At 65.0% G+C, this 21,911-nt stretch carries 18 protein-coding genes; 11 read left to right on the plus strand and 7 right to left on the minus strand.

Annotated elements, in window-relative coordinates:
• Positions 1-176 precede the first annotated feature (176 nt).
• The 3 genes from galE to ACP153_RS21460 form a co-directional block, all read right to left on the minus strand.
• Positions 177-1,196 (minus strand): UDP-glucose 4-epimerase GalE, encoded by a 1,020-nt coding sequence (gene galE / locus ACP153_RS21450; protein ID WP_424973059.1) that lies wholly within the window; start codon positions 1,194-1,196, stop codon positions 177-179.
• A 62-nt stretch (positions 1,197-1,258) separates the two neighbouring features.
• Positions 1,259-2,398: a polysaccharide pyruvyl transferase family protein gene (locus ACP153_RS21455; protein ID WP_424973060.1), complete on the minus strand. Its 1,140-nt coding sequence runs from the start codon at positions 2,396-2,398 to the stop codon at positions 1,259-1,261.
• A 163-nt stretch (positions 2,399-2,561) separates the two neighbouring features.
• On the minus strand, positions 2,562-3,374 hold the full coding sequence (locus tag ACP153_RS21460; RefSeq protein WP_424973061.1) for a trypsin-like serine peptidase: 813 nt from the start codon (positions 3,372-3,374) through the stop codon (positions 2,562-2,564).
• A gap of 286 nt (positions 3,375-3,660) precedes the next feature.
• On the opposite strand from ACP153_RS21460, the gene ACP153_RS21465 reads away from it, so the two are divergent.
• Complete coding sequence (locus ACP153_RS21465) at positions 3,661-7,026, plus strand: calcium-binding protein (RefSeq protein ID WP_424973062.1); 3,366 nt, start codon at positions 3,661-3,663, stop codon at positions 7,024-7,026.
• An 89-nt stretch (positions 7,027-7,115) separates the two neighbouring features.
• Entirely contained in the window at positions 7,116-7,979 is an 864-nt protein-coding gene (locus tag ACP153_RS21470) for a Stf0 family sulfotransferase (RefSeq protein WP_424973063.1), read from the plus strand.
• Between the two features lie 96 nt (positions 7,980-8,075).
• On the opposite strand, the gene ACP153_RS21475 is transcribed toward ACP153_RS21470, so the two are convergent.
• The 3 genes from ACP153_RS21475 to ACP153_RS21485 form a co-directional block, all read right to left on the minus strand.
• The gene (locus ACP153_RS21475) at positions 8,076-8,978 is read right to left on the minus strand and encodes a hypothetical protein (protein WP_424973064.1); all 903 of its coding nucleotides are present in this window, start codon (positions 8,976-8,978) and stop codon (positions 8,076-8,078) included.
• A 101-nt stretch (positions 8,979-9,079) separates the two neighbouring features.
• Positions 9,080-9,736: an ABC transporter ATP-binding protein gene (locus ACP153_RS21480; protein ID WP_424973065.1), complete on the minus strand. Its 657-nt coding sequence runs from the start codon at positions 9,734-9,736 to the stop codon at positions 9,080-9,082.
• Between the two features lie 40 nt (positions 9,737-9,776).
• Positions 9,777-10,859 carry a capsule biosynthesis protein gene (locus tag ACP153_RS21485; RefSeq protein ID WP_424973066.1) on the minus strand — a complete coding sequence of 361 codons (1,083 nt, stop codon included), beginning with the start codon at positions 10,857-10,859 and terminating at the stop codon, positions 9,777-9,779.
• A 183-nt stretch (positions 10,860-11,042) separates the two neighbouring features.
• Here ACP153_RS21485 and ACP153_RS21490 point away from each other — a divergent pair, with 183 nt between their 5' ends.
• The 4 genes from ACP153_RS21490 to ACP153_RS21505 all read left to right on the plus strand — a co-directional run bounded on the left by ACP153_RS21490 (position 11,043) and on the right by ACP153_RS21505 (position 15,087).
• Complete coding sequence (locus ACP153_RS21490; RefSeq protein ID WP_424973067.1) at positions 11,043-11,420, plus strand: hypothetical protein; 378 nt, start codon at positions 11,043-11,045, stop codon at positions 11,418-11,420.
• A 268-nt stretch (positions 11,421-11,688) separates the two neighbouring features.
• Positions 11,689-12,531, plus strand: coding sequence for an ABC transporter permease (locus ACP153_RS21495; RefSeq protein ID WP_424973068.1), 843 nt, complete (start codon positions 11,689-11,691; stop codon positions 12,529-12,531).
• Complete coding sequence (locus ACP153_RS21500; RefSeq protein ID WP_424973069.1) at positions 12,524-13,495, plus strand: glycosyltransferase family 2 protein; 972 nt, start codon at positions 12,524-12,526, stop codon at positions 13,493-13,495. The genes ACP153_RS21495 and ACP153_RS21500 overlap by 8 nt, the downstream gene beginning before the upstream one ends.
• Positions 13,496-13,641: 146 nt before the next feature.
• On the plus strand, positions 13,642-15,087 hold the full coding sequence (locus tag ACP153_RS21505; RefSeq protein WP_424973106.1) for a mannose-1-phosphate guanylyltransferase/mannose-6-phosphate isomerase: 1,446 nt from the start codon (positions 13,642-13,644) through the stop codon (positions 15,085-15,087).
• Positions 15,088-15,258: 171 nt separating this feature from the next.
• Here ACP153_RS21505 and ACP153_RS21510 read toward each other — a convergent pair whose 3' ends face one another.
• On the minus strand, positions 15,259-16,185 hold the full coding sequence (locus tag ACP153_RS21510) for a glycosyltransferase family 2 protein (RefSeq protein WP_424973070.1): 927 nt from the start codon (positions 16,183-16,185) through the stop codon (positions 15,259-15,261).
• Between the two features lie 454 nt (positions 16,186-16,639).
• Here ACP153_RS21510 and ACP153_RS21515 point away from each other — a divergent pair, with 454 nt between their 5' ends.
• The 5 genes from ACP153_RS21515 (at position 16,640) to ACP153_RS21535 (ending at position 21,878) form a co-directional block, all read left to right on the plus strand.
• Complete coding sequence (locus ACP153_RS21515) at positions 16,640-17,089, plus strand: UDP-N-acetylglucosamine--LPS N-acetylglucosamine transferase (protein ID WP_424973071.1); 450 nt, start codon at positions 16,640-16,642, stop codon at positions 17,087-17,089.
• Positions 17,086-17,583 (plus strand): glycosyltransferase, encoded by a 498-nt coding sequence (locus tag ACP153_RS21520; RefSeq protein ID WP_424973072.1) that lies wholly within the window; start codon positions 17,086-17,088, stop codon positions 17,581-17,583. Before ACP153_RS21515 ends, ACP153_RS21520 begins: the two co-directional genes overlap by 4 nt.
• A 918-nt stretch (positions 17,584-18,501) precedes the next feature.
• On the plus strand, positions 18,502-18,684 hold the full coding sequence (locus ACP153_RS21525) for a hypothetical protein (protein ID WP_424973073.1): 183 nt from the start codon (positions 18,502-18,504) through the stop codon (positions 18,682-18,684).
• 311 nt (positions 18,685-18,995) lie between these two features.
• Entirely contained in the window at positions 18,996-20,432 is a 1,437-nt protein-coding gene (locus tag ACP153_RS21530; RefSeq protein WP_424973074.1) for an O-antigen ligase family protein, read from the plus strand.
• Between the two features lie 192 nt (positions 20,433-20,624).
• A complete protein-coding gene (locus tag ACP153_RS21535) occupies positions 20,625-21,878 on the plus strand; it encodes a polysaccharide pyruvyl transferase family protein (RefSeq protein ID WP_424973075.1) in 1,254 nt (417 codons plus the stop codon).
• Positions 21,879-21,911: the final 33 nt, after the last annotated feature.

Consider the following 21,911-nt stretch of genomic DNA (forward strand, 5'->3'; position numbering starts at 1 on the left):
CGTGATCGCGCGGAAGACCGACGCGCGAGGGCGTTCGGGCTGTGCGGGGGCCGATGGGGGTGTCGCTCTTGCGTTTGGAACGCGCCCCCCGGTATCGCCCCCTGTAATCGGAATTATGTGAATTTAGCGCCCCCAGGGAGCCGTCATGCGGCGCTCTCAGGGTCGCAATCTGGGCCTCAATAGGCGTTGCCCCGCGCCCGGGCCTGAACCCAGGCCCAGCTGGAGGCGCACATGGCCTCCACATCCCGCCTGGCTTCAAAGCCCAGCACCTCGCGCGCCTTGTCCACCTGGGCGCAATAGACCGGCACGTCTCCGGGGCGGCGGTCGACGATCTCATAGGGCAGATCCCGGCCACAGGCCTTGGAATAGGCGGCGATCATGTCCAGCACGGAATGCCCCGCACCGGTGCCCAGATTGACCAGATGGCTCTGCCCGGTGCTCAGCAGCGCCTGCAGGGAGAGCACATGCCCCTCGGCGAGATCCTCCACATGGATGTAGTCCCGCAACCCGGTCCCGTCCGGGGTCGGGTAGTCATTGCCAAAGACCTGCAGGACGGGGCGCTGCCCCATGGCGACCTGGGCGATGTAGGGGATCAGATTGTTGGGAATATCCGACGGGTCCTCGCCGATCAGGGTCGAGCTATGGGCGCCTGCGGGGTTGAAATAGCGCAGGATGCCAAAGGCCCATTTCGGGTCGGATTTGGCCAGGGCATCGAGCACAAGCTCGCCGGTGATCTTGCTCAGCCCATAGGGGTTGATGTGCCGATGCGGGGCGGTTTCCGGGGTCGGGGTCTCATCGGGAACGCCGTAGACCGTGGCGGAGGAGGAAAAGACCAGGCGATGCACCCCGGCTGCGTCCATCTCCTGAAGGAGCCCGACCAGCCCGGAACAGTTCGTCTCGAAATACTCCAGCGGCTTCACCACGCTCTCGCCCACCGCCTTGCGCGCGGCGAAATGGACGACCGCATCGATCTGGGTTTCGGCGAAAAGGCGGGCCAGCAGCGGCCGGTCCAGAACCGAGCCCTTATAGACCTGCACCGGGCCACCGGTGATCAGTTCGAGCCGGTCGGGCACATCCTCGGCCGCATTGGAGAAGTTGTCGAGGATCACCACCTCATAGCCCGCCGCCTTCAGGGCGACATAGGTATGGGACCCGATATAACCCGCGCCACCGGTCAGCAGGATCGTCTCAGTCATGGGCGGCCTTTGCGCTGTGAACACGGGGGGTGGCGATGTTCTGACCGGCAGGTTGGGGCCTGTCAATGGCGCGGCCCGGGCGGTGGGCTCAGGCGGTGCGGCACCGCGTTCTGGTCCAGAAAGGCCACAAAACGCGCCCTGTAGGCCCGCTGTCGGCGGTTGAACGCCGCCGGGTCGATCCGGCTCAGCAGGTCCCGGGGATCCAGCGCGCCTTCGGCCAGGACCGGGTCGGCCTCCAGGGCGGGAATGGCGGCTTCCCGGGCCATCTCGGCGGTGCGGCTGTCATGGGTCAGAAGCAGCGCGGGCCGACCCGCCAGAAGGGCGGCAATCACCCCGTGGAGCCGCGTGCCGATCACCAGATCCCGGGTCCCGGCCCAGGCGATCCAATCCTCGGCCCGGCCAAACATCCGGACATGGGTGGCGGCCCAGGCGGCGAGCCGGGCCGGATCCGGGATCTCCAGCGCCTGGGACAGCAGAGGCCAGGCCGGATCATCCGGGGGCAAATCCCCCCGCGCCACCCGCATCAGGGGCAGCTCGGTCTGGGCCGTATAATGCGCCCCGAGCCGCACCGCCTCGCGCAGCATGAACCGGCCCCGCCTATGGCGCGGCGTGTCCCGCGCGGGCAGCCGATCCCCCGGCAGATCGCCATTCAGCCCCAGCCGCAGGGGGCGGTCCGGATCCTCCGGCGCGCGGAGGGCAATCTCGGCCGGGCGATCCAGATGGTAGAGCAGCGAGGGGCAGCCGGTCACGGTCACATTGTGAATGCCGTAATGGGCCAGCACCTCGGCGCTGAACGTGCCCCGCACGGAGATCGAGGCGCTGCGCTCGGAGACGACCTTGAGAAAGCGCAGGCTCCCCTTGGGCAGTTCCGGGATCTGGTCGCCTTGCGCCTGGGCCCCGAGCCCGAGCACCACGGTGGGCTTGTCCATCTCCTCGATCAGGGCCGCCATTTCGCCCAGATCCCGGGCCGGTTGCAGCCAATTGGCCGCCGCCAGCACCACCCCGTCGCAGGCCTCGGCGATCTCGCTCAGATCCGTGATCTCGCGCGGGGCGCGCGCCAGCCCGCGCACCAGCCGCAGCACGGCGGCGGAGAAGATCAGATTGCCGGTATTCTGGCCGGTCTCGCTGAGAAACTGCGCCACCGGGCGGGTCTCATCGGCGCCGGGCAGCGGATAGATCGCCGAGATATAGGGGGTCTGCACCGCGCGTTTGCCTTTTGAAGAGCCTTATTCAGAGCCTGAACCAGACCCGTTTCCCCTGTCTAGCGCTGATCTGGCCCAGTGGGGAGGTCCGTGGGGAGATCTCTGGGGGAGGTGTTCGGGAAAGCCCCCTACCCCTGCCCCTGCATCCGGCCCGCAGCGCGGCTCAGGGCGTCAGCCCGGCCGGGTCCGGGATCCGCGCGGCCGGAATGCCCAGGCTGCGCAACCCGTCCCCGGTGCTGGCCACAGCCGACAGCACCCCGAGGATCACCGGGCCGCTCTCTGTCAGGGCCAGAAGCGGCGCACCGCTATCGCCCTGCATGGCCGGGCATGGGGTGTCGAGGACCCTGCCCTCCGCCCGCATCTGCCCGGGTCCGCAGCCCTCGGCCAGGGACAGTACATGGGGCCGCAGCCCGGCATAGCCCGCAAGGGCATCGGGATCCGCCCTTTCCCCGGTCATGTCTCGGGCCCCATCTCGGGCCAGGGGCAGGATCCCGGCCTCCGCCCCCAGGGGCGTGTCGAGCAACAGAAGCGCCCAATCCTCGGCAATCCCACCGCGGAAATCCCGGCTTGTCGGATCCTGCACCGGGTCGAGCACATAGCGGCGCACCCCGGCCACCCCGATCCCCGTGCCCCGCTGGTAGCCCGCGACAAAGCGCAGGCTCTGGGCCGGGATCCAGGCCTTGCGCGCATAGTTGTAAAGGCAATGGGCCGCGGTCAGCACCACCGCCTCGGCCACCAGTGTGCCCGTGCAATGGCTGCGGATCTGCAGGCTCGCGAAATTCACCCGCCCGATGGCCCGCCAGGGCGGGACCTGCGCATCGAGGATCTTGCGCGCCCGGATCGCGGCACAGCCCGCCTCCCCCTGCCGTCCGGCGCCGCAGATCCCCCTGAGCTCCGGGCGATGGATCTGCGTGTGCAGCCCTCCGGCATCGGGCCGGTTCTGAGCCGGATCCTGCGCCTGAGCGAAGCTGGCCATACAGCAGAAAATCAGAGCAAGCCCGCGCCCCATGATGATCCTTCCCATCGGTCTCTGCCCCAAGGCTAACCCCTCCATCGGGGCTGTCCAGCGCTGCGGGGGCCGGGCTGCCTGCCTGGCTGGGGCCCCTGTTGCACGGAGCGCCAGCCCCGTCTGACCCCGAGAGGATGAGGCGGATAAAATTCGCCCCAAACGCCAACCTTTTGCCCCGAGCCTCCCCCGCGCGCGACCCGAGGCGCTGCGAACCTGTGCGCAGACGCAGCGCAGATTGTCCAAGGGGGCCAAAGTGGCGCAAACTATCCATATCACGACGCTGACCGATCCGGTCGCAGTGGATCAGACCGCTGCGACTGTCACGGATCTTCAGATCGGACAGACCGCCAGCGGCACCCAGCTTTATGCCACCAGCCCGGCGGGTGGCACCGTGACCGCCTATGCCCTCTCCGAGACCGGCACGGCGACCTATGCGGGCCAGCAGGATCTGACCACGCCGCCCGCCCTGGACGGGTCCGCGCCGGTGGATGCTCTGCTGACCTTCGGGGGACAAAGCTATCGCGTGGTGCTCGATCTCGAGAGTGACGGGGTCCTTCTCTACAGTCTGAACCCCACGGGAGGCTCCGCTCTTGTGGATACACTCGGGGCCGAGGATGGGCTGGGGATCTCTGTTCCCACCCAGCTTGAGGTGCTGGATGTCGATGGCCGGGCCTATGCGATTGTCGGCAGCGCGGGCTCGTCTTCCCTGAGCGTGATCGAGATCACCCCGGGTGGAGAACTCATCCCCCGGGATCACATCATCGACGATCTGGACACCCGGTTTTCGCAGGTGACCAGCCTCGAGACGATCCAGGCCGATGGCCGCAGCTATGTGATCGCGGGCGGGGCCGATGACGGGATCTCGCTTTTCGAGCTGCTGCCGGGCGGGCGGCTCTTTCATCTGGAAACGCTGGCAGACACTCAGGATGTGTCTCTCGCCAATGTCGTGACCCTGGCCGTCAATGCGACCTCCGACGCGCTGCAGATCTTCGCGGGATCGGAGCTGGAACCGGGCGTGACCCAGATCGTCGTCCCGTTCGGCCCGACCGGCTCGGTTCTGGTGGCCTGGGACAATGGCGGGACCCTGTCGGGCACATCCGGTGAGGATTTGCTCATTGGCGGGGCTGGCAATGACATCCTGCTGGGCCAGGCGGGCGCGGATCTGCTGCTGGATGGGGACGGGGTGGATGAATTGCGGGGCGGGGCCGGCCCCGATCTGTTCCTGCTCAGCGCCGATGGCATGGAAGACCATATCCTCGATTTCGACATTCTGGAGGATGGGCTCGATCTGTCTGCTTGGACGATGCTGCGCAGTATCGAGCAACTCACCATCACCGCGACCAGCGATGGCGCCCGCCTGAGCTTTGGCGATGAGGTGCTCTACCTGCATAACCCGGATAACACGCCCTATGATCCGACCCTGTTGGGCGCGCTGGATGTGCTCAATCTCAGCCGGGTGCATCTGACGATGTTCGAGGGGCTGACCTCCAACCCCGTGCAGATCCTCTTTGAGGGCTCCAATGTCGCCGACACGATCCACGGCAACGAATATGACAATGTCCTGCGCGGCTATAATGGCGATGACCTGTTGCTCGGCGGGGTCGGAGCGGACCGCCTCGAAGGGGGCGCGGGCACGGACCGGGCCGCCTATTGGACCGCAAGCGCCGGTCTCCTGGCGGATCTGCAGTTTTCCCATGCCAATACCGGCGAGGCTGCGGGCGATACCTATGTCAGCATCGAGCACCTGCAGGGCACCAATTACCAGGATGATCTGCGGGGTGACGGGGCCGCGAATACGATCTGGGGCAATGATGGGAACGACACGCTCCACGGGCGCGGCGGCAATGACCGGCTGGTCGGGGCCGATGGCGATGACACGCTCTTGGGCGGGGCCGGGGCCGACCGGCTCGAAGGGGGCGCAGGCACGGACCGCGCCGCCTATTGGACGTCCGGAGCGGGCCTTCTGGTGGATCTGCAATTTGCCCAGTTCAATACGGGCGAAGCCGCGGGCGACACCTATAGCAGCATCGAGGTCCTGATCGGCAGCAAGTACCGGGACGATCTGCGCGGCAATAACGGGGCCAATACCCTGCTGGGCAATGATGGGGATGACAGCCTCCAGGGGCGCGGTGGCGATGATGAGCTGATCGGCGGAGCGGGCAATGACCTGCTGCAGGGGGGCGCGGGCAAGGACCATCTCGATGGCGGCGCGGGCACGGACCGGGCGGCTTACTATAGCGCCAATGCCGCGATCCTCGCGGATCTGGAATTTGCCCATGTGAATACGGGCGATGCAGCGGGCGACACCTATGCCAGCATCGAGGATCTGCAGGGCAGCAAGTACCGGGACGACCTGCGCGGCAACGGGGCGGCGAACACGCTCTGGGGCGGTGCGGGAGACGATGTGCTCCACGGGCGCGGCGGCAATGACCGGCTGGTGGGGGACGCTGGCAATGACGTGCTGCTCGGTGGGACGGGCGCGGACCAGCTCGAAGGGGGCGCAGGCACGGACCGGGCCGCCTATTGGAAAGCCAATAGCGGCGTGCTCGCGGATCTGCAGTTTTCCGGCGCGAATACGGGCGAGGCCGCAGGCGACACCTATGCCAGTATCGAAGACCTGCAGGGCAGCCAGTTCCGAGACGACCTGCGTGGCAATAATGGTGTGAACACGCTCTGGGGCGGCGCGGGAGACGATACGCTCCACGGGCGCGGCGGCAATGACCGGCTGGTGGGGGACGCAGGCGATGACATTCTGCTCGGCGGCGCCGGGAGCGACCAGTTGATCGGGGGCGCGGGCACCGATCGCGCTGCCTATTGGAAAGCCGGCTCCGGCGTGCTGGCAGATCTGCAGTTTTCTGGCTCGAACACGGGCGAGGCCGCGGGCGACACCTATGCCAGCATCGAGGATTTGCAGGGCGGCCAATACCGGGACGATTTGCGTGGCAATAATGGTGTGAACACGCTTTTAGGCGGCGCGGGTGACGATGTGCTCCACGGGCGGGGTGGCAATGACCGGCTGGTGGGGGAAGAGGGCGACGACATTCTGCTCGGCGGCGCCGGGGGTGACCAGTTGGTCGGGGGCGCAGGGACAGACCGGGCGGCCTATTGGAAAGCGAACAGCGGCGTGCTCGCAGATCTGCAATTCGCGCATCTCAACACCGGTGAGGCTGCAGGCGACAGCTATGACAGTGTCGAGGATCTGCAGGGCACGCAGTTCGAGGACCGGGTGCGCGGAGATAGCGGCAATAACAGCCTCTGGGCCGGTGATGGCAACGACACCCTCCATGGGCGCGACGGCGATGACCATCTCTTCGGTCAGAACGGGCGTGATTATATGGTCGGCGGGGTGGGCAATGACCGGCTCAGTGGCGGCGCCGGAGCAGATACCTTCGTCTTCGAGACTGGCCATGACGTGATCGAGGATCTCACCATTGGTGAGGATCGGTTGCGCTTGGCCCCGGACCTGCTGGGCGGTGGTCCGGTCACTGCCGAAACCCTGGCCCCCTTTGCCGAGGCGCAGGCCGAGGGGCTCCTGCTCGACTTTGGCGCGACAGGCAGCGTTTTGCTGATCGGGGTTACGGATGTGTCACTTCTGAGCACGGCCATCGATCTGGTATAGGTCCCACCGGGGATGGCGATTGCGCGCGACGGCATGTTTCGGTAAGCCCGGCAAAGAGCTGATCCTCCGCACATGGTTCTTTCGCGCTTATGAAAAAACAACTTTTCGATTCCTCTGAATTTGATCAGGCGCGCTTTGATCGACTGCTCCGCAACAAGCCAGCTGCAGACAAGACATACGCCATCTATTTTACCGCGCGGTCGGGCAGTTCCTGGCTGACGGATATCGCCAAGCAAACGGGCCGGCTGAGCGATCCCGGCGAGTGCTTCAATCCCAGCTTTGTGCCGCGCATGTCCAAGGCGCTGAACGCGTCCAACATGGATCAGTATATCGAGGTGCTGCGCCGCCGCCGGAACACCCATGGCGTCTTCGGCTTCGAGGCGACCTTCTATCAGATCCGGGTCACCTTTGGATCCGTTGCAGCCTTCATGGAGTATTTTCGGAGCGCGCCGTGTTTCTGGCTGATCCGTCAGGACATCGTCCAGCAGGCCGTGTCGCTCTACAAGATGGATGTCACCCAGGTGACCCATAAGGCCCATTCGGATTCCGAAAGCCGGGCGGCGGCCGAGGCGAAATTTGTCTATGACCGCGAGAAGATCAATTACTGGGTCCGCCATCTTCTGAACAAGGAGATCGGCACCGAGGCGATGTTCAAGGAATATGGCCTCACCCCCCTGCGCCTGAGCTATGAGGTGATCACCGCCATGAGCGCCCATGAGGTCGTCAACGTGATCGCCCATCATATCGGCGAGCCGGCAATCCCGGTCGGGGATCTGTCCACCGAACATGGCAAGCTCGGCACCAGCCGGAACGTGGAATTCGCCACCCGCTTCCGCGAGGAAGAGGCTGAGTGGATGAAAGAGGTCAAGGACACCCGCGCACCCTGGCTGCGTCAGGTCAACCGCAAGCCGAAGACGGGCCTGCTGCCGGACGGATCCTCCGTCTCAAGTTGACAGGTGCTTGTACGGTTCTGAGCGGATCTGTCCTGGGCTCCGAAATCGCATCTATGCCTGTCCTTCTGACCAAAGCCTCAAAATGCAGAGGGTGATCTAGGAGACGGCCTCTTCCTTCGGCATCGGATCGTAGAATAGTCGGCCATCCGCACGTCCAAGATAGGTGCGTGCGATCTCTGCGTATTCCGGCATGTGGTCTTCGACAATCTGTTGGGCCTGTTCCTGTGACAGCAACAGGCCCTTACTCTTGGGACTCTCATGGGACAAAATGACATTCGAGAGCTTTTTGCGCAGTCCCGCATCCATACTGAGGCCACGCAGCGTATCGATCAGATAAACTTGGCTATGTGAAAGCGAAGCATTCACCGCCCCGTGCTTCTGCGGATGGGTGGTGAGCATGTCTGCGGCGCCAATCAGGCGCAACGCATCACTGACGACATCTGTCACCTGGCTACGCTCATTCACCCGGACCTTCATGGCATCGCGCCCGAAAACCTCTGCCCAGCTGTTCAGCAGATACAGAAAGTAGAAATAGGACCGCTTGCGCTTCTTGTGATGCGCGATGAAGTTCTCGATGCCAGGCTCCCAGGCCGGTGTGACGACAGTCTTGACCGCCTGAGAGTAAAGCGATGACGTCCAGTAATCATGGCGCCGTAGGTAGACCAGAACCTCGACCTCATGACCTTCGAAGAACGCCCCCACGGCCTTGATGTCTTTCTGGCGGACAAAGAACTCCGAACTGATGAAAACATGACGCGGTTTCGCCTTGGCGATCTCCGCATCCAATGAGGCGCGCAACTGCGGAAGCTTGGCAGGATCTTTCTCAAAGGCGCGGGTGATACCGATATGAATACCACGCCCATCGGTTCCTTTGCCAAGGCCTGTTTCCGGATAGAGAATACCATGTCTTTTGAGTAAGGCTGACCGGTTCTGCATGCAGTAGGCTTGCAAAGCGCTCGACCCAACCTTGTTCATTCCAATATGCAAGGTGATCTGCATGCTACTCTCCAAGGCTCGCACCGTCGGTGCGGAAACAGCTCCTCCGGTGGCCAGCTTTACTGGCGGCCCAAAGCCTGTTCAACTCCAATCCACCGCGTGGCCTAGCGGGTCATATGGCTTTCATGCAAGGCAATGGCTTCTTCCAGATCCTCGAAATAATACGCCTGACCACCTTCCAGGATCATGGCGGAGTCGCACATCTGGCGGATCTGCGGCATGGAGTGGCTGACCACGATGGCTCCGGCTTTGGCCATGCGGGCGTTGAACACTTTCGTGGCTTTTGAGCGGAACGCTGCATCCCCCACAGAGGTGACCTCGTCCACCAGATAGGTATCAAAGCCGATCCCCATGGAGACCCCAAAGGCTAGGCGCGATTTCATGCCCGAAGAATAGCTGCGCAGGGGCAGGCGGAAATGCTTGCCGAGCTCGGCGAAATCCTCGACGAAATCCGTCAGGGCATCCGTATCCACTCCGTAGACCCGGGCGATGAACTTGGTGTTCTGGGACCCGGTCAGGTCCCGGTGGAAAGATCCGGCAAACCCCACGGGCCAGGAGATCGACCCGGTTGAGAGGATCCGCCCGGAGGTGATGTCCATGGTGCCCGCGATCATCCGCAAGAGGGTCGATTTGCCCGCCCCGTTGCGCCCCAAGAGCGCCACGGAAGTACGCGAGGGGATTGTCAGATTGACATCCTTCATCACCATCTTGGACTGACCATGCAGAACGAAGCGTTTGGTGAGGTTCTCGAACCGGATCATCGCGTCGGGCCTCTACTCCTGAGCCTGTCCCATGGGGATCTCAGCGCCGATCCCGCAGGGAATAGGCGATCAGGGCCGTAATCGACCAGGCTAGGAAGGAAAAGAGCGCAATCAGCCCCAGCAGGAACCCGCGCTCGGGATATTTCGACTGCTCGGCCAGGGTCGGGCGCACATGGGCTGCGAGATAGCGGCTCTGGCGCCGGGCCTCGTTGCGGGCCGCATCAAAGGCCGCGAGGGCCGCCACATAGCTCTGCTGGGCAAATTCCAGATCCACGGCCAGGGTCTCATACTCGCCCACCAGATCCGCAAAGACCGAACGCTCATCCGAGCTACCGCCGCCAAGGCCCATCTGGCGGCGCTCTTCCGCGATCCGGCGCTCGATCACCTCGACCCGCAGCTCGCCTTGCGTGATCCGGGGATCCCCGGGGCGCGTGGTTTCGCGCAAGAGATCCACCTCGATCAGGGCATCGGCCAGCTGGGCCTCGAGATTGGTCAGCAGACCCATCTGGCTTTGGGTATCGATGGTGGGATCCACGATCTGGGTGCGGTTGCGGAAGGCGTTCAGCGCCACCCGCGCCTCGCGCAGCCGGATCACCGCCTGATCGAGTTCGTCGCGGGCATAGCCGATCGCATCCTCCCGGGCGAGCGTCGAGAGCTGATTGATCATCGCGCTGCTCTTTTCGAAGATCGCCGTGCTGATGGCCTGGGCATCTTCGGGGGCAAAGGCCAGGATCCGCAGATCCAGCAGGCCTGAGCCGCTGTCGTAATAGATCGCCACCTTGCGTTCCCAATGCTCCACCAGATCCTCGATCGTGCCCGGGGGCTCATAGGCAAAGACCGGATCCACCGCCGGATCCGCCTTGGACCAGATCTCCCGCAGGTCCAGTTCGGCATCGATATTGGCCACGAGCTCCTGGCTCTGGAGGAACTTGTAGAGGATATCCGTATCCGAGCTCGAGGAGCCCGAGAGCTCCGTCACCCCGCCCAGAAGCTCGATGGCCGAGCCGACCTCTTCGGTACGCACGGAGAACCCCACATAGGAGGCGTATTGGTCCACAGCCCGGGTCCAGAGATAGCCTCCCGAGAGCGCCACGGGCAGCAAGACCATGGCGACGAAACTCAACAGCAGAAGGAGATGGCGCCGCGCCCCCTTGGCCGGTGTCGCGGGGGGCGGGACCGGCGCGGGGGCGACCGCCTGTTGCGCGGCTTGTGCCGGGCGTTGTGCGGGGCCGCCGGGTTTTGGGGCGTTACCCCTGGCCTGGGCCGGGGTTGCGACTGGGGCTGGCTGGGCCTTGGAGGCGGCGTCTTGCGGCTTGGCCTTGGCTTTGCCCTGTCCGGGGGGCTGGGCCTGTTTTTGTGCGGGCGGCGCAGCCTTGGCCGCCGGGGCGGGACCTGCGGGCTGCGCGGCACGGGGCTGGCCCTGTCCCTGAGCCTGTCCCGGTTTGACCTTGTTTTTGACCCTGGGCCCCGCGTTTTGCGCGGGCTTTTGTGCCGGAGATTGCGCGGGGGGGTGCACAGGGGTCTGGGCCTGTGGCTGCGCGGGGACCTGCTCTGCGGCCGGGGTCTGGGCTGGCGTCTGGGCGGCGGGCGCTGGCCGGGGGGGCTGGGGGGCCTGGGGCGTCGCCACGGGTTTCGGACCGGTCTCGGTCTGCTGTCGGGCGGCGGCGGGCTTGGCGGGATCTGACGACACAGGCAGGGACGCTTTCGATTGGGTCACGGGACAGGGTCCTCTGAGACGATGGGAGGGCGGCGCGCCGCAGGCTCCTGTCTCCCTGCTATAGAAAAATTCCGGCCTTTGCCAGCATTGGGCGCGCTGTCCCCGCGCGGCACGGAGCCTCGGTCCAGGTCTTGCGTGGCGTTTCGCCCGGCGGGCCAGCCCATGGTGGAAATTGTATTCGGACCCGGCTTGGGTCATACCAAGAGCCAGTTTGTCCCAATCGGTTCGACCTGTCATGAGCCCCCCGCCCGCCTCAGACATCCCTGTCGACACAGCCCCGCCGCAGGAGCCAAAGCTGCGCCCGGTGGGCCAGCGGCCCTTTGCGACCCTGCGCACGGTGATTGCCCTGATGCTGCGGGAGATGGCGACCACCTATGGCCGCTCGCCGGGGGGGTATATCTGGGCCGTGCTGGAGCCCGTGGGCGGGATTGCCCTGCTGACCCTGGTCTTTTCGGCGGGCTTCAAATCGCCCCCCATGGGGACCGTCTTCGTGATCTTCTATGCCACGGGCCTGATCCCCTTCCTGATGTTTCTGGATGTGAGCGGCAAGATCGCCCTGTCGATCCTGTTTTCGCGCCAATTGCTGGCCTATCCGGGGGTCACCTATATCGATGCGATGATCGCGCGCTTCGTGCTGAACACGCTGACCCAGCTGATGGTGGCCTATATCATTTTCACCGGGATCCTGCTGTTCTTCGACACCCGCACCACGCTCGAGCTCGATCGGATCGCCCTCGGCTTTGCCATGACCACGGCCCTTGCCCTCGGGGTCGGGACGATGAACTGCTTTCTCTTCTCCATGTTCCCGATCTGGCAGCGGTTCTGGTCAATCCTCACCCGTCCGCTTTTCATCCTGTCCTGCATCTTCTTTCTCTTCGAGACCGTGCCGGATCTCGTGCGCGACTATCTGTGGTACCTGCCCACGGTGCATCTGACCGGGATCATGCGCAGCGCCTTCTATGTGGGCTATGACGCCTCCTATGTCAGCCCGACCTATGTCTTCGTGGTCAGCGGCGTGTTGATGGTGGTCGGGCTGGTCTTCCTGCGCCGGTATCATCGCGAAATCCTGAATGCCTGAGCCCGCCCCTGCCCCGCCCCCCCGGACCGAGGCGGTCGGGGGGCATATGCGCATTCTCATGGCCACCTATAATGGCGGGCCCCATTTGCGCGCCCAGCTCGACAGTTTCGCCGCCCAGAGCCATGGGGACTGGTCGCTCTGGGTCTCCGATGATGGGTCGCAGGATGACACGCGGGCGGTGCTGGCGGGGTTTGCCGAGGCCCATCCCACCCGTCAGATCCGCCTTCTGGAGGGGCCGCGCCAGGGCGCTTCGGCGAATTTCCTGTCGCTCCTGTGCCATCCGGAGCTGCCGCGGGACGGGGCCATGATCGCGCTCTCGGATCAGGATGATGTCTGGATGCCGGACCGGCTGGCCCAGGCCCGGGACCATCTCGCCCGGCACCCGGCGGAGGCCTGCGTGCTCTATGCGTCGAACACGGTGCTCACCGATCCCGAGCTGCGCCCGATCCGCCAGATCCGCAGCCGCGGAGCAGCCCCGGGCTTTGAAAACGCCCTCGTGCAGAACATCATCGCGGGCAATACCGTGGCGCTGAGCCCGGCTGCGGCGGATCTCGTACGTCGCGCCGGACCGCCCGAGACAGTGCCCTATCATGACTGGTGGCTCTATCTGCTGATCACCGGCGCCGGGGGGACAATCGCCTATGACCGGGGTCAGAGGCTCTATTACCGCCAGCATGAGGGGAATGTGCTGGGCGCCCATCGCGGGGCCCGGGCCGGGATGCGCCGGATCTGGTTGAGCCTGAACGGCACCTATCGCGGCTGGATGCAGGACAATCTCGCCGCCCTCTGGGCCGTGGCCGAGCATCTCACCCCGGATCACCGGGCACAGGTGGCACGGCTGCGGGCGGATCTGGGGCGGGCGGGTCCGCGCCGGGTGCGGGCCCTGCGCGAAGCAGGCATTCGCCGCGACAGCCCCGCGGGCCGGGCCGCGCTCACCCTGCTGGCATTCACAGGCCGGATCTGAACCCGCGCGCAGGCGCAGCCGGACCCGGGCCACGCACGGACCAATGCCCCGGCCAGGACGTGGCTAAGGATTGGTTAACCTCCAGTCGTTACCCAGATCTTAACCCTGTCTGCCTGCGAGGATGCGCCACTCCCATGATCACCCCCATGATCACCCCTGTCATCCTCTGCGGTGGCTCCGGCACCCGGCTCTGGCCGCTCTCGCGCAAGAGCTATCCCAAGCAATTCGCCCCCCTGGCCGGGGCGCGCCACAGCCTGTTTCAGGCCGCGGCCGGGCGGCTCGCGGGGGCCACGGACGCTCAGATCGCGCCTCCGGTGGTGGTCACGGGCGAGGCCTTTCGCTTCATCGCCTCCGAACAGCTGACCGAGATCGGGCAGGAGGAGGCGACCCTCCTCATCGAGCCTGCGGCCCGCAATACGGGCCCCGCGGTGCTGGCCGCGGCGCTCTGGCTCGAGGCTGCGGATCCCGAAGCCCTGATGCTGGTCATGCCTTCGGATCATGTGATCCCCGATGAGGCGGGCTTTGCCGAGACCGCCACCCGGGCGGTGCCTGCGGCTCAGGCGGGCCGGATCGTCACCTTCGGCATCACGCCGCGCCGGGCCGAGACGGGCTATGGCTGGCTCGACCCGACCCCGCCCGCCCCGGGCGAGACCGCACAGAGCGTCCGCCCCCTGCGCAGCTTTGTGGAAAAGCCCGATGCGGAGACCGCCGCGCGCCTGCTCGAGGACGGCGGCTCCCTCTGGAATGCGGGGATCTTCCTCTTTTCGGCGGCCACCTTGCGCGCCGCCGTGGCGGCCCATCTGCCCGAACTTCTGGACCCGGTGGCCGCTGCGGTCGCAGGCGCCCGGGCGGATCTGAATTTCTACCGGCTCGATCCGGTGCCCTGGGCAGAGGTGCCCGAGATCTCGATCGATCACGGGGTGATGGAGCGGGCCGATAATCTCAGTGTGGCGCCCTATGACGGGGCCTGGTCCGATCTCGGCGATTGGGAGGCGGTCTGGCGCGAGGCCGGACCCGATGCCCGGGGCGTGGTCACCGAAGGCCCGGCCACAGCGCTCGATTGCGAGAGCACCCTGCTCCATTCCGGGGCCGATGGGCTCGAGGTGGTGGGGCTGGGCCTCAAGGATACGGTGGTCGTGGCCCTGCCCGATGCAGTGCTTGTGGCCGATGCCACCCGCACCCAGGAGGTGCGCGACGTGGTCGACACGCTCAAGGTCAAGCGCGCGCGGCAGGCGGACTCCTTTGCCCGGGACTTCCGGCCCTGGGGCTGGTTCGAGACCCTGGCCCTGTCAGACCGGTTTCAGGTCAAGCGGATCGTGGTCAAACCGGGCGGCGCGCTCTCCCTGCAATCCCATCTCCACCGGGCCGAGCACTGGATCGTCGTCGAAGGCACGGCCCAGGTCACCGTGGGCAATGAGGTGCGGCTCGTGGCCGAAAGCCAGTCGGTCCATATCCCGCTCGGGGCCCGACACCGGCTGGAGAACCCCGGCAAGGTGCCCATGGTGCTGATCGAGGTGCAGACCGGGGCCTATCTGGGCGAGGATGACATCATCCGGCACGAGGATCTCTATGCCCGGGCCTGCGCGGAATAGCAGGCCGTCACCGCCTGGGAGGTGACAGGCCCGCAGGCATGCCGCATCCGGGGGCGCAAAGAGGCATCCTCATCCACGCAGATCGAAAGGAAACACCCGGCCCGGCAGAACGCTGATGTCTCGGGATGATCTGGGGCTCAAACCTGCCCGATCAGACCCCGTCAGACCCCTTCAGACCGCGCCGCGGATGGCCTGCCCCAGCATCCAATAGGCCCGCAAGCTGCGCAGCCGTAGCAAGGTGCCCACAGCCCGGCCCTTTTCGACACCACTCAGGGCCTCATGACGGAGGACCTTGGGAATAAACACCACGCCCGAGCCCAGAACGGTCACCGCCCGGATCGCCCAGCCCAACCGGGCACGGGGTGTCGTCCCATAGGTGGCAAAGCTCTCCTTGGTGATCCGCACCCATTTCTTGCGCAGGGCCGGCCAATCCTGCCGCGTCGGATGGAGCACCCGCAAATCCTGTTCATAGGTCAGGGGGGCGCCTGTCGCCACGGCCCGATGGCACCAATCCAGATCCTCGGACAGGGCATTGATGAACGGGCCCGTGCGGGAAAACACGGCGCGCGTTGTCAAGAGATTGGCGGTCACGGAAAATCCGTTCTGCGCGATATAGGTCTGTTGGTGGAAGGCAAACACCGTCTCGAAGGCCTCGGCGCCAGAGCGGGGGGGCGGCGTTTCGTCAAAAACATCGATCCGCCCGCCAATGACCTGATCAGCCCCTGCAAGCGCACAGGCTGTCTTGAGCCAATCGGCATCCGGCACACAATCGGCATCGAGAAACAGCAGATGCGGCGCCCGGGTCTCCGCCACGCCCCGATTGCGTGCAAGGGCCGCCCCCTTGCCATCCTCGACCACCAGACGCGCCTCGGGCCCGTATTGCGCGAGCAGATCCTGGGCCGGGGTCAGGTCCTGGGTCGAGCCGTTATCGACCACAACCAGTTCCACATCCGGATGCTTTTGCGGCAGCAGAGCGGTCAGGCAGGTGACCAGCCGGTCCGTGTCATTGTAATGCGGGATAATCAGCGCGACCCGGGGCGTGGGCGTCTCGGGCGTGCTTCCATCGGCAGGACAAGGATCGGAAGAATGTGTCGACATGAGGTCCTCGGCAATGCCCGCAACAGGGGAGTGAACGGGCCTGAGACCCCGCAGCAGGTCCACACCCAGACACAGGGCGCAAAAAGGCCCGGCTTTGGGTTAGCGGCGAAAGGTAAAGAACACAATTCCACGCGCCATTCTGCGGCGAAAGGCTCCAAATTTTGCCGTCAAACCGACCAGATGGCCGCACAGGGCGCTGCAATCGCATCGCATTCAAAACCGAATTTGGCCCAAGACGCGGGATAGGCCTTGACCGCATTTGATAGAGTCTCCTCTAACGTCCCCAGGCCGACAGCCCGGCAAGCGCGGACCTGCTCTGTCAGGGCTGAGCATCGCCCTCTCCCCCATCTGCGGATGACCTCGTGGGAGACACGGTGCGCCCGCCACATATCACCTTGATCCGGTTGATCCGGCCGGATCTGCTCAATGCGCTCATGCAAGGACACCCTACCCCATGACATCCCGTATTCTGGTGATCGCATCCGGCGGAGGCCACTGGCAGCAGTTGATGGAAGTCCGCGCGGCCTGGGCCGGGCAAGACGCGCTGCATGTCACGACCATTGCCGAATTGCCCGAGCGCTTCGAGGCCACCCCGTTTCGCATCGTGCCGGATTGCAACCGGGACGATAAACGCGCGATTCTGGCCTGTGGCTGGGCGCTGGGGCGGCTCATGCTCTCCTATCGCCCCCATGTGGTGCTCTCGACCGGGGCCCTGCCCGGGGTGATGGCCCTGGCTCTGGGCAAGATGATGGGCGCGCGCACCATCTGGCTGGACAGCGTGGCCAATGCCGAAGAGATGTCGATGTCCGGGCGCGCTGCGCGCCGCTTTGCGGATCTGTGGCTCAGCCAATGGCCCCATGTGGCGGAGGCCTCCGGCGCAGAATATGCGGGATCGATCCTATGATCTTTGTCACCGTCGGCACGCAGCTGCCCTTCATCCGGCTGATCGATACCATGGCGGAACTGGCCCCCACACTGGGCGAGCCGGTCATTGCACAGACCGGCCCCCATGGCGCAGAGGATGCGGCCCGCTGGGGGGCGCTGGAGCTGCATGAGCATCTCACACCGGGGCGGTTCGATGAGTGTTTCAAAGCCGCCCGCGTTGTGGTGGGACATGCGGGCATGGGCACGGTTCTATCCGCCCGTCGCCACGACAAGCCGGTCATCCTGCTGCCGCGCCGCCATGAGCTTGGCGAGCATCGCAACGATCACCAGATGGCCACGGCCCGCGAGGTCGCCCGCCTCGCCGGCGTGCATGTGGCCTTCGCCGCCGAAGAGATCGCGCCCCTGCTGGCCAGCGATCTGAGCGGTCCCTCCGCCGCAGACCCCGCTTGCGACGCGCCTTCGGAGAAGGCCGCGCTCATTGCCCGGCTGCAGGGGTTCATCGCAGGCGCCTGAGCCGTCCTTCGGCGCCGGAGACGCCTGGACAGACCGCGCGCCCGCCGCCTGCCGCGCCCCTGGGGTCACGGCGGAGCATCGCGGCGCGTTCCGCGCGCGACCAGAGCCCATACGCGAGATCCTGCCCAGGGAGCCGCACATGCGCGATCCCCTCAGAAACCCTGTCTCAGCAGGACAAAGACATGATCCTGCCACCTGCTGACCGCAGTTCACCTCTATATCCGGTGTAGACTATATGTAACGCGAACTAAGTATGTGTTGTGGCGATGTGGACGGCGGCGACCTCCGCGTGCACAGTCCATGTCGGGAACATACCAGTTCAAAAATCTAGACACTAAACGCCGGAGGCAGGGATACATACGCTCTGCACCTATAAAGCCATGCCGGGCTCTTGGCTGCCTGCGACCTCTGCACCTGCCGGGGCGGGTGCCCTGTCCCCATCTCCCGGCTGGCAGCGTGTTGCTCCCAACAGGGGCGCCCCTCCTCTGTTCCCCCTGACGGGACACAGGATCGGCGCATATCCCAGAGAGACGTGGATCTGATGCCCATGCGCCCCATCCTGACAGACATGTCGCGCCCTCACGCGTCGCTCCGAAGGGTGCCGGAGCTGAGGCGACGACACGCCCTCGGGTCCGGATCCGACAGACACACCCCCTCTCCCCCGTGCAGAGACGCTGAAGCAGAGCGTGATCGGTCGGCAGTGCCGCGCACCGGTCCGCATCCCGACCTGTCTTGTGGCCTCGGTCAGAACGCCCCAGCCCCAAATGCACCCCCGAACCCTGCCCCTGACCCTGCCCTGGCGCTGCCCCATGCCAGACCCCGCGCTGGACCAGATGCGCCTGTCCGGCGACCGGGGCCCTTGCGCGATCATGGACCACCATGTGCCATGCAGGGTCAGGCCGCATGCGGGAGGGTCCCATGAACCTGCGCGCCCGACGCCGACCGATCCATCTTCCGCTCGCCCCACGCAGACCCGCCCCTGCCGAGATCAAGATCCCGCCCCCGGATCCGGACGACACCCTCCATCAGAACATGAGGCTCCTCTTTGGCACCGGTGATGCCGATGACGAGTTCGTCTTCTTCCAAAATGAACAGGACTGACGCGCCGCGCTGCGCACAGGCCTGATGTATTGGCCTGATGCATTGAGCTGATGTGGTCCCGCCACGCCCCCAAGATGGTTCCAGAGGGGCTGCCTCAGGGCGATTGGCGGCTGGTTCTGAACCGCTTATTGGGCTCTGGTGCACAATTCTGCCGCGCTCGGCGCAAACCAGCCCATGGATACACACGAAATGGCAACGTCTTTGTGCCCAAACTTGACCTGCATGGCATCGCGCCACACTAACGGGACGCAGGGTTTTCGCGTAAGATCTCCTATAAGCATGTCAGATCAGTCCGTATTTCGAGTACAGTCATGAGCAACGCCAGCATCAACCCCGCCACCCCCCAGGCCAATACGGTCAGCGGACTGGCCATGGGCGCGATCATTGTCTTTCTGCTGTCCTACCTGATCCCCGGGACCATTACCCTGGGCACCATCACCATGGGCTTTCCCCGACTGGTGCTGACGCTCGCCTTCATTCCCAGTGTCAGCCTGTTGCTGTTCAGCCCCCGTTACAAGCTGACATGGGTCGACGGGATGGTGATCTGCTACGCGTTCTGGGTCTTTCTCTCTGTCTTGATCAATAACGGGCTGCCCCGGCTGCAATTTGCCGGGCTGCAGGTGGTTGAAACCCTCGGGGCCTATGCGCTTGGGCGCATTATCCTGTCCCAACCGGAAGCGTACCGGTTTTTCTGGCGTTTCTTTGCCTATTGCCTGCTCTTCATCACCCCCATTGCCCTGATCGAGCTGACCACGGAACGGTTCATCCTGTTCGAGCTGCTCGGCCCGTTCATCGATATCCATGGCAATGCCACCATCGGCTATCCGGCCCGTCTGGGCTTTGACCGGGTGCAGGGCAATCTGGAGCATCCGATCCTGTTCGGCGTGTTCTGGGGCTTTGGGATGATGCATTTCCTGTCCGTCTTTGACAGTCGTCAGGCGCAGTTCTTCTTTGCGAGCTGCTGCATTCTGGTGGTGTTCACCTCGCTCTCCAGTGGCGCCTATCTGGCGCTCATGATCCAGCTGGCGCTGCTGAGCTGGGGGGTGATGTCGCGCAACCGCTGGAAGCTGCTGATCCTTTTGTTCGTGATCTCCTTCCTGATCGTCGAGGTGCTGTCGGATCGGCCTGCGATCATTGCCATCTCGACCCGGCTGGCCTTCTCTGCCGGCACGGCCTACTGGCGCGTTCTGATCTTCGAATATGGCATGATGAATGTCTGGGATAACCCGATCTTTGGCCTGGGCCTGCGGGATTGGGTGCGCCCCTCCTATATGGGCAGCTCCGTGGACAACCAGTGGCTGCTGACCGCGATGCGGGGGGGCTTCCCGGCCTTCTTCCTGCAGATGGGAGCGTTTGCCATGATGATTTTCATGCTGGTGCGCCGCAAGGATCTCTCGCCCGTGCTGCAAAAATACCGGCGCAATTATCTGATTGGCTTTGTGGGCCTCTTTGTGGCCCTGGGCACGGTCGCGGTCTGGAGCGGGACACAGGCCTTCCTGTGGATCCTGCTGGCGATGGGCACCAATTTTGCCGTCGCCCCCAGTGCGGCCACCGAAGAGAGCCCGCAATCGGAGCTCGCGGATGGGCAAGGCAGCCCCCAAAGACGGGGCGCCAGTTATACCCGCCAGAACACGCTGCATCCTCCCGCCACGGTCTATCGGCGCCCCCATGACGCCCCGTCCCGCGCGGCCAGACACGCCCTCAAGCGAGACGGCCCCTTCCCAACACGCCTCAGATCTCCAACCTGATGGTCGCAAAGCGCCTCGGCTCTTTGCCCATCACGGGTCTGAGTGCCCCACTGTCAGACCGGCTGTGACGATACAGAACGGATCCTTCAAAGCGCCTGCGCGCCCCGACAGGGCCCACAGGCAGCCCAGGTTTCACCACCCACACACACCCACAACTCACACTTGCGACATTCAAGAAACAGGAGCGCTGTGATGACGCTTGAACAGCATGAACCGGCTATCTCTATTCTCGGGGCCTTTGACCGGTTCAACTATGGCGATGTCCTGTTTGCCAAAGTGTCGGAATATCTCTGTGCCAAGGCCTGGCCCGAGGTCACGCCGACATTCTACGCCCTGCGCGCGGCGGATCTGACCTCCGAGGGGGGCGTGGTCTGCGCGCCCTTGCGCGATCTCTATCGCCGCAAGATCCCGGCAGAGGCCCGCCATCTCATCGTGGTCAGCGGCGGCGAGGTGCTGGCCCCCACATGGACGCAGATGGCCGAACACCATGTGCCGGAATGGTTCAGCCGCCAGATCCTGCAGCGGGTCCATTACCGGACGGGATATGCAGCATGGGATCCCATGTGGCGGCGCTATTATGGCTGCCCGAACCTGCAGCCCTGGACTATCGACCCCCAGAGTTTCGCCGCGCCGGAGCGCACCGATATTCTCTACAATGCGGTGGGCGGCACCACCTTCAAGGAACTCTCCCCCGCCCAGAAGGCCTGGCAGGTGCAGGCGCTGGAGCGCGCCGCCTGGCTCTGCACGCGCGACCAGATCACCGCAGATGGGCTGGCGGCCCGGGGCCTGCCCGCGCCACAGGTCCTGCCCGACAGTGCCGTGATCATGGCCCGCCTGCTCAGCGAGACCCAGAAGGCCGCGAGCCGCGCCCGGATCGTTCAGCAGGCCGGGCTCGGCGATGGGCCCTATATCTGTGTGCAATCCGCCGAAGGATGGGTCCGCGGCCATGAGCAGGAGCTGGCCAATCAGCTCCGCGAGGTCCATGCCCGGACCGGGCTGAACGTGATGTCCTTTGCCATCGGACGGGCCTCGGGTCATGACGATCAGGTCACCGGTCAGCGGCTCGACGCTCTGCTCGGCAGTGAGAGCTGGTTCGGGGTCGCGCCTCTGGATCTGTCGGTCAATGACATCATGTCCCTGATTGCCGGCTCCCAGGCCTATATCGGCACCAGCCTGCATGGCTTCATCACCTCCTTTGCCTTTGACCGCCCGCGGGTCGGGCTGATGCCGGGGGTGCGCAAGATTGTCGGCTTCCGCGACAGCTGGGATGTCCCGGAGATGCCCGCAGGCGTCGAGTTTCACGAGGTCGCCGATGCCTTGGACAAGGCCCTGACCTTTGATCCGGCCAGCCTCACGGCACAATCCAAGCGCGTCGCGGATGTCTATCTGTCCGGATTTTCCGACATGGCCCAACGCCTTGGCGCCCCGAACACCGTGATCTCCTGAGCCCAGGCCCGCCTGAAAGCCCCTCCCATGCCC

The organism is Dinoroseobacter sp. S76 (assembly GCF_049801095.1).
Lineage (GTDB): Bacteria > Pseudomonadota > Alphaproteobacteria > Rhodobacterales > Rhodobacteraceae > Dinoroseobacter.

Coding starts and splice junctions, on each gene's coding strand:
- ACP153_RS21525 (WP_424973073.1), top strand. CDS start 18,502: ATGAACCTGCGCGCCCGACGCCGACCGATCCATCTTCCGCTCGCCCCA.
- ACP153_RS21460 (WP_424973061.1), bottom strand. CDS start 3,374: ATGGCCAGCTTCGCTCAGGCGCAGGATCCGGCTCAGAACCGGCCCGAT.
- ACP153_RS21515 (WP_424973071.1), top strand. CDS start 16,640: ATGACATCCCGTATTCTGGTGATCGCATCCGGCGGAGGCCACTGGCAG.
- ACP153_RS21510 (WP_424973070.1), bottom strand. CDS start 16,185: ATGTCGACACATTCTTCCGATCCTTGTCCTGCCGATGGAAGCACGCCC.
- ACP153_RS21480 (WP_424973065.1), bottom strand. CDS start 9,736: ATGATCCGGTTCGAGAACCTCACCAAACGCTTCGTTCTGCATGGTCAG.
- galE (WP_424973059.1), bottom strand. CDS start 1,196: ATGACTGAGACGATCCTGCTGACCGGTGGCGCGGGTTATATCGGGTCC.
- ACP153_RS21505 (WP_424973106.1), top strand. CDS start 13,642: ATGATCACCCCTGTCATCCTCTGCGGTGGCTCCGGCACCCGGCTCTGG.
- ACP153_RS21520 (WP_424973072.1), top strand. CDS start 17,086: ATGATCTTTGTCACCGTCGGCACGCAGCTGCCCTTCATCCGGCTGATC.
- ACP153_RS21470 (WP_424973063.1), top strand. CDS start 7,116: ATGAAAAAACAACTTTTCGATTCCTCTGAATTTGATCAGGCGCGCTTT.
- ACP153_RS21530 (WP_424973074.1), top strand. CDS start 18,996: ATGAGCAACGCCAGCATCAACCCCGCCACCCCCCAGGCCAATACGGTC.
- ACP153_RS21500 (WP_424973069.1), top strand. CDS start 12,524: ATGCCTGAGCCCGCCCCTGCCCCGCCCCCCCGGACCGAGGCGGTCGGG.
- ACP153_RS21475 (WP_424973064.1), bottom strand. CDS start 8,978: ATGCAGATCACCTTGCATATTGGAATGAACAAGGTTGGGTCGAGCGCT.
- ACP153_RS21535 (WP_424973075.1), top strand. CDS start 20,625: ATGACGCTTGAACAGCATGAACCGGCTATCTCTATTCTCGGGGCCTTT.
- ACP153_RS21495 (WP_424973068.1), top strand. CDS start 11,689: ATGAGCCCCCCGCCCGCCTCAGACATCCCTGTCGACACAGCCCCGCCG.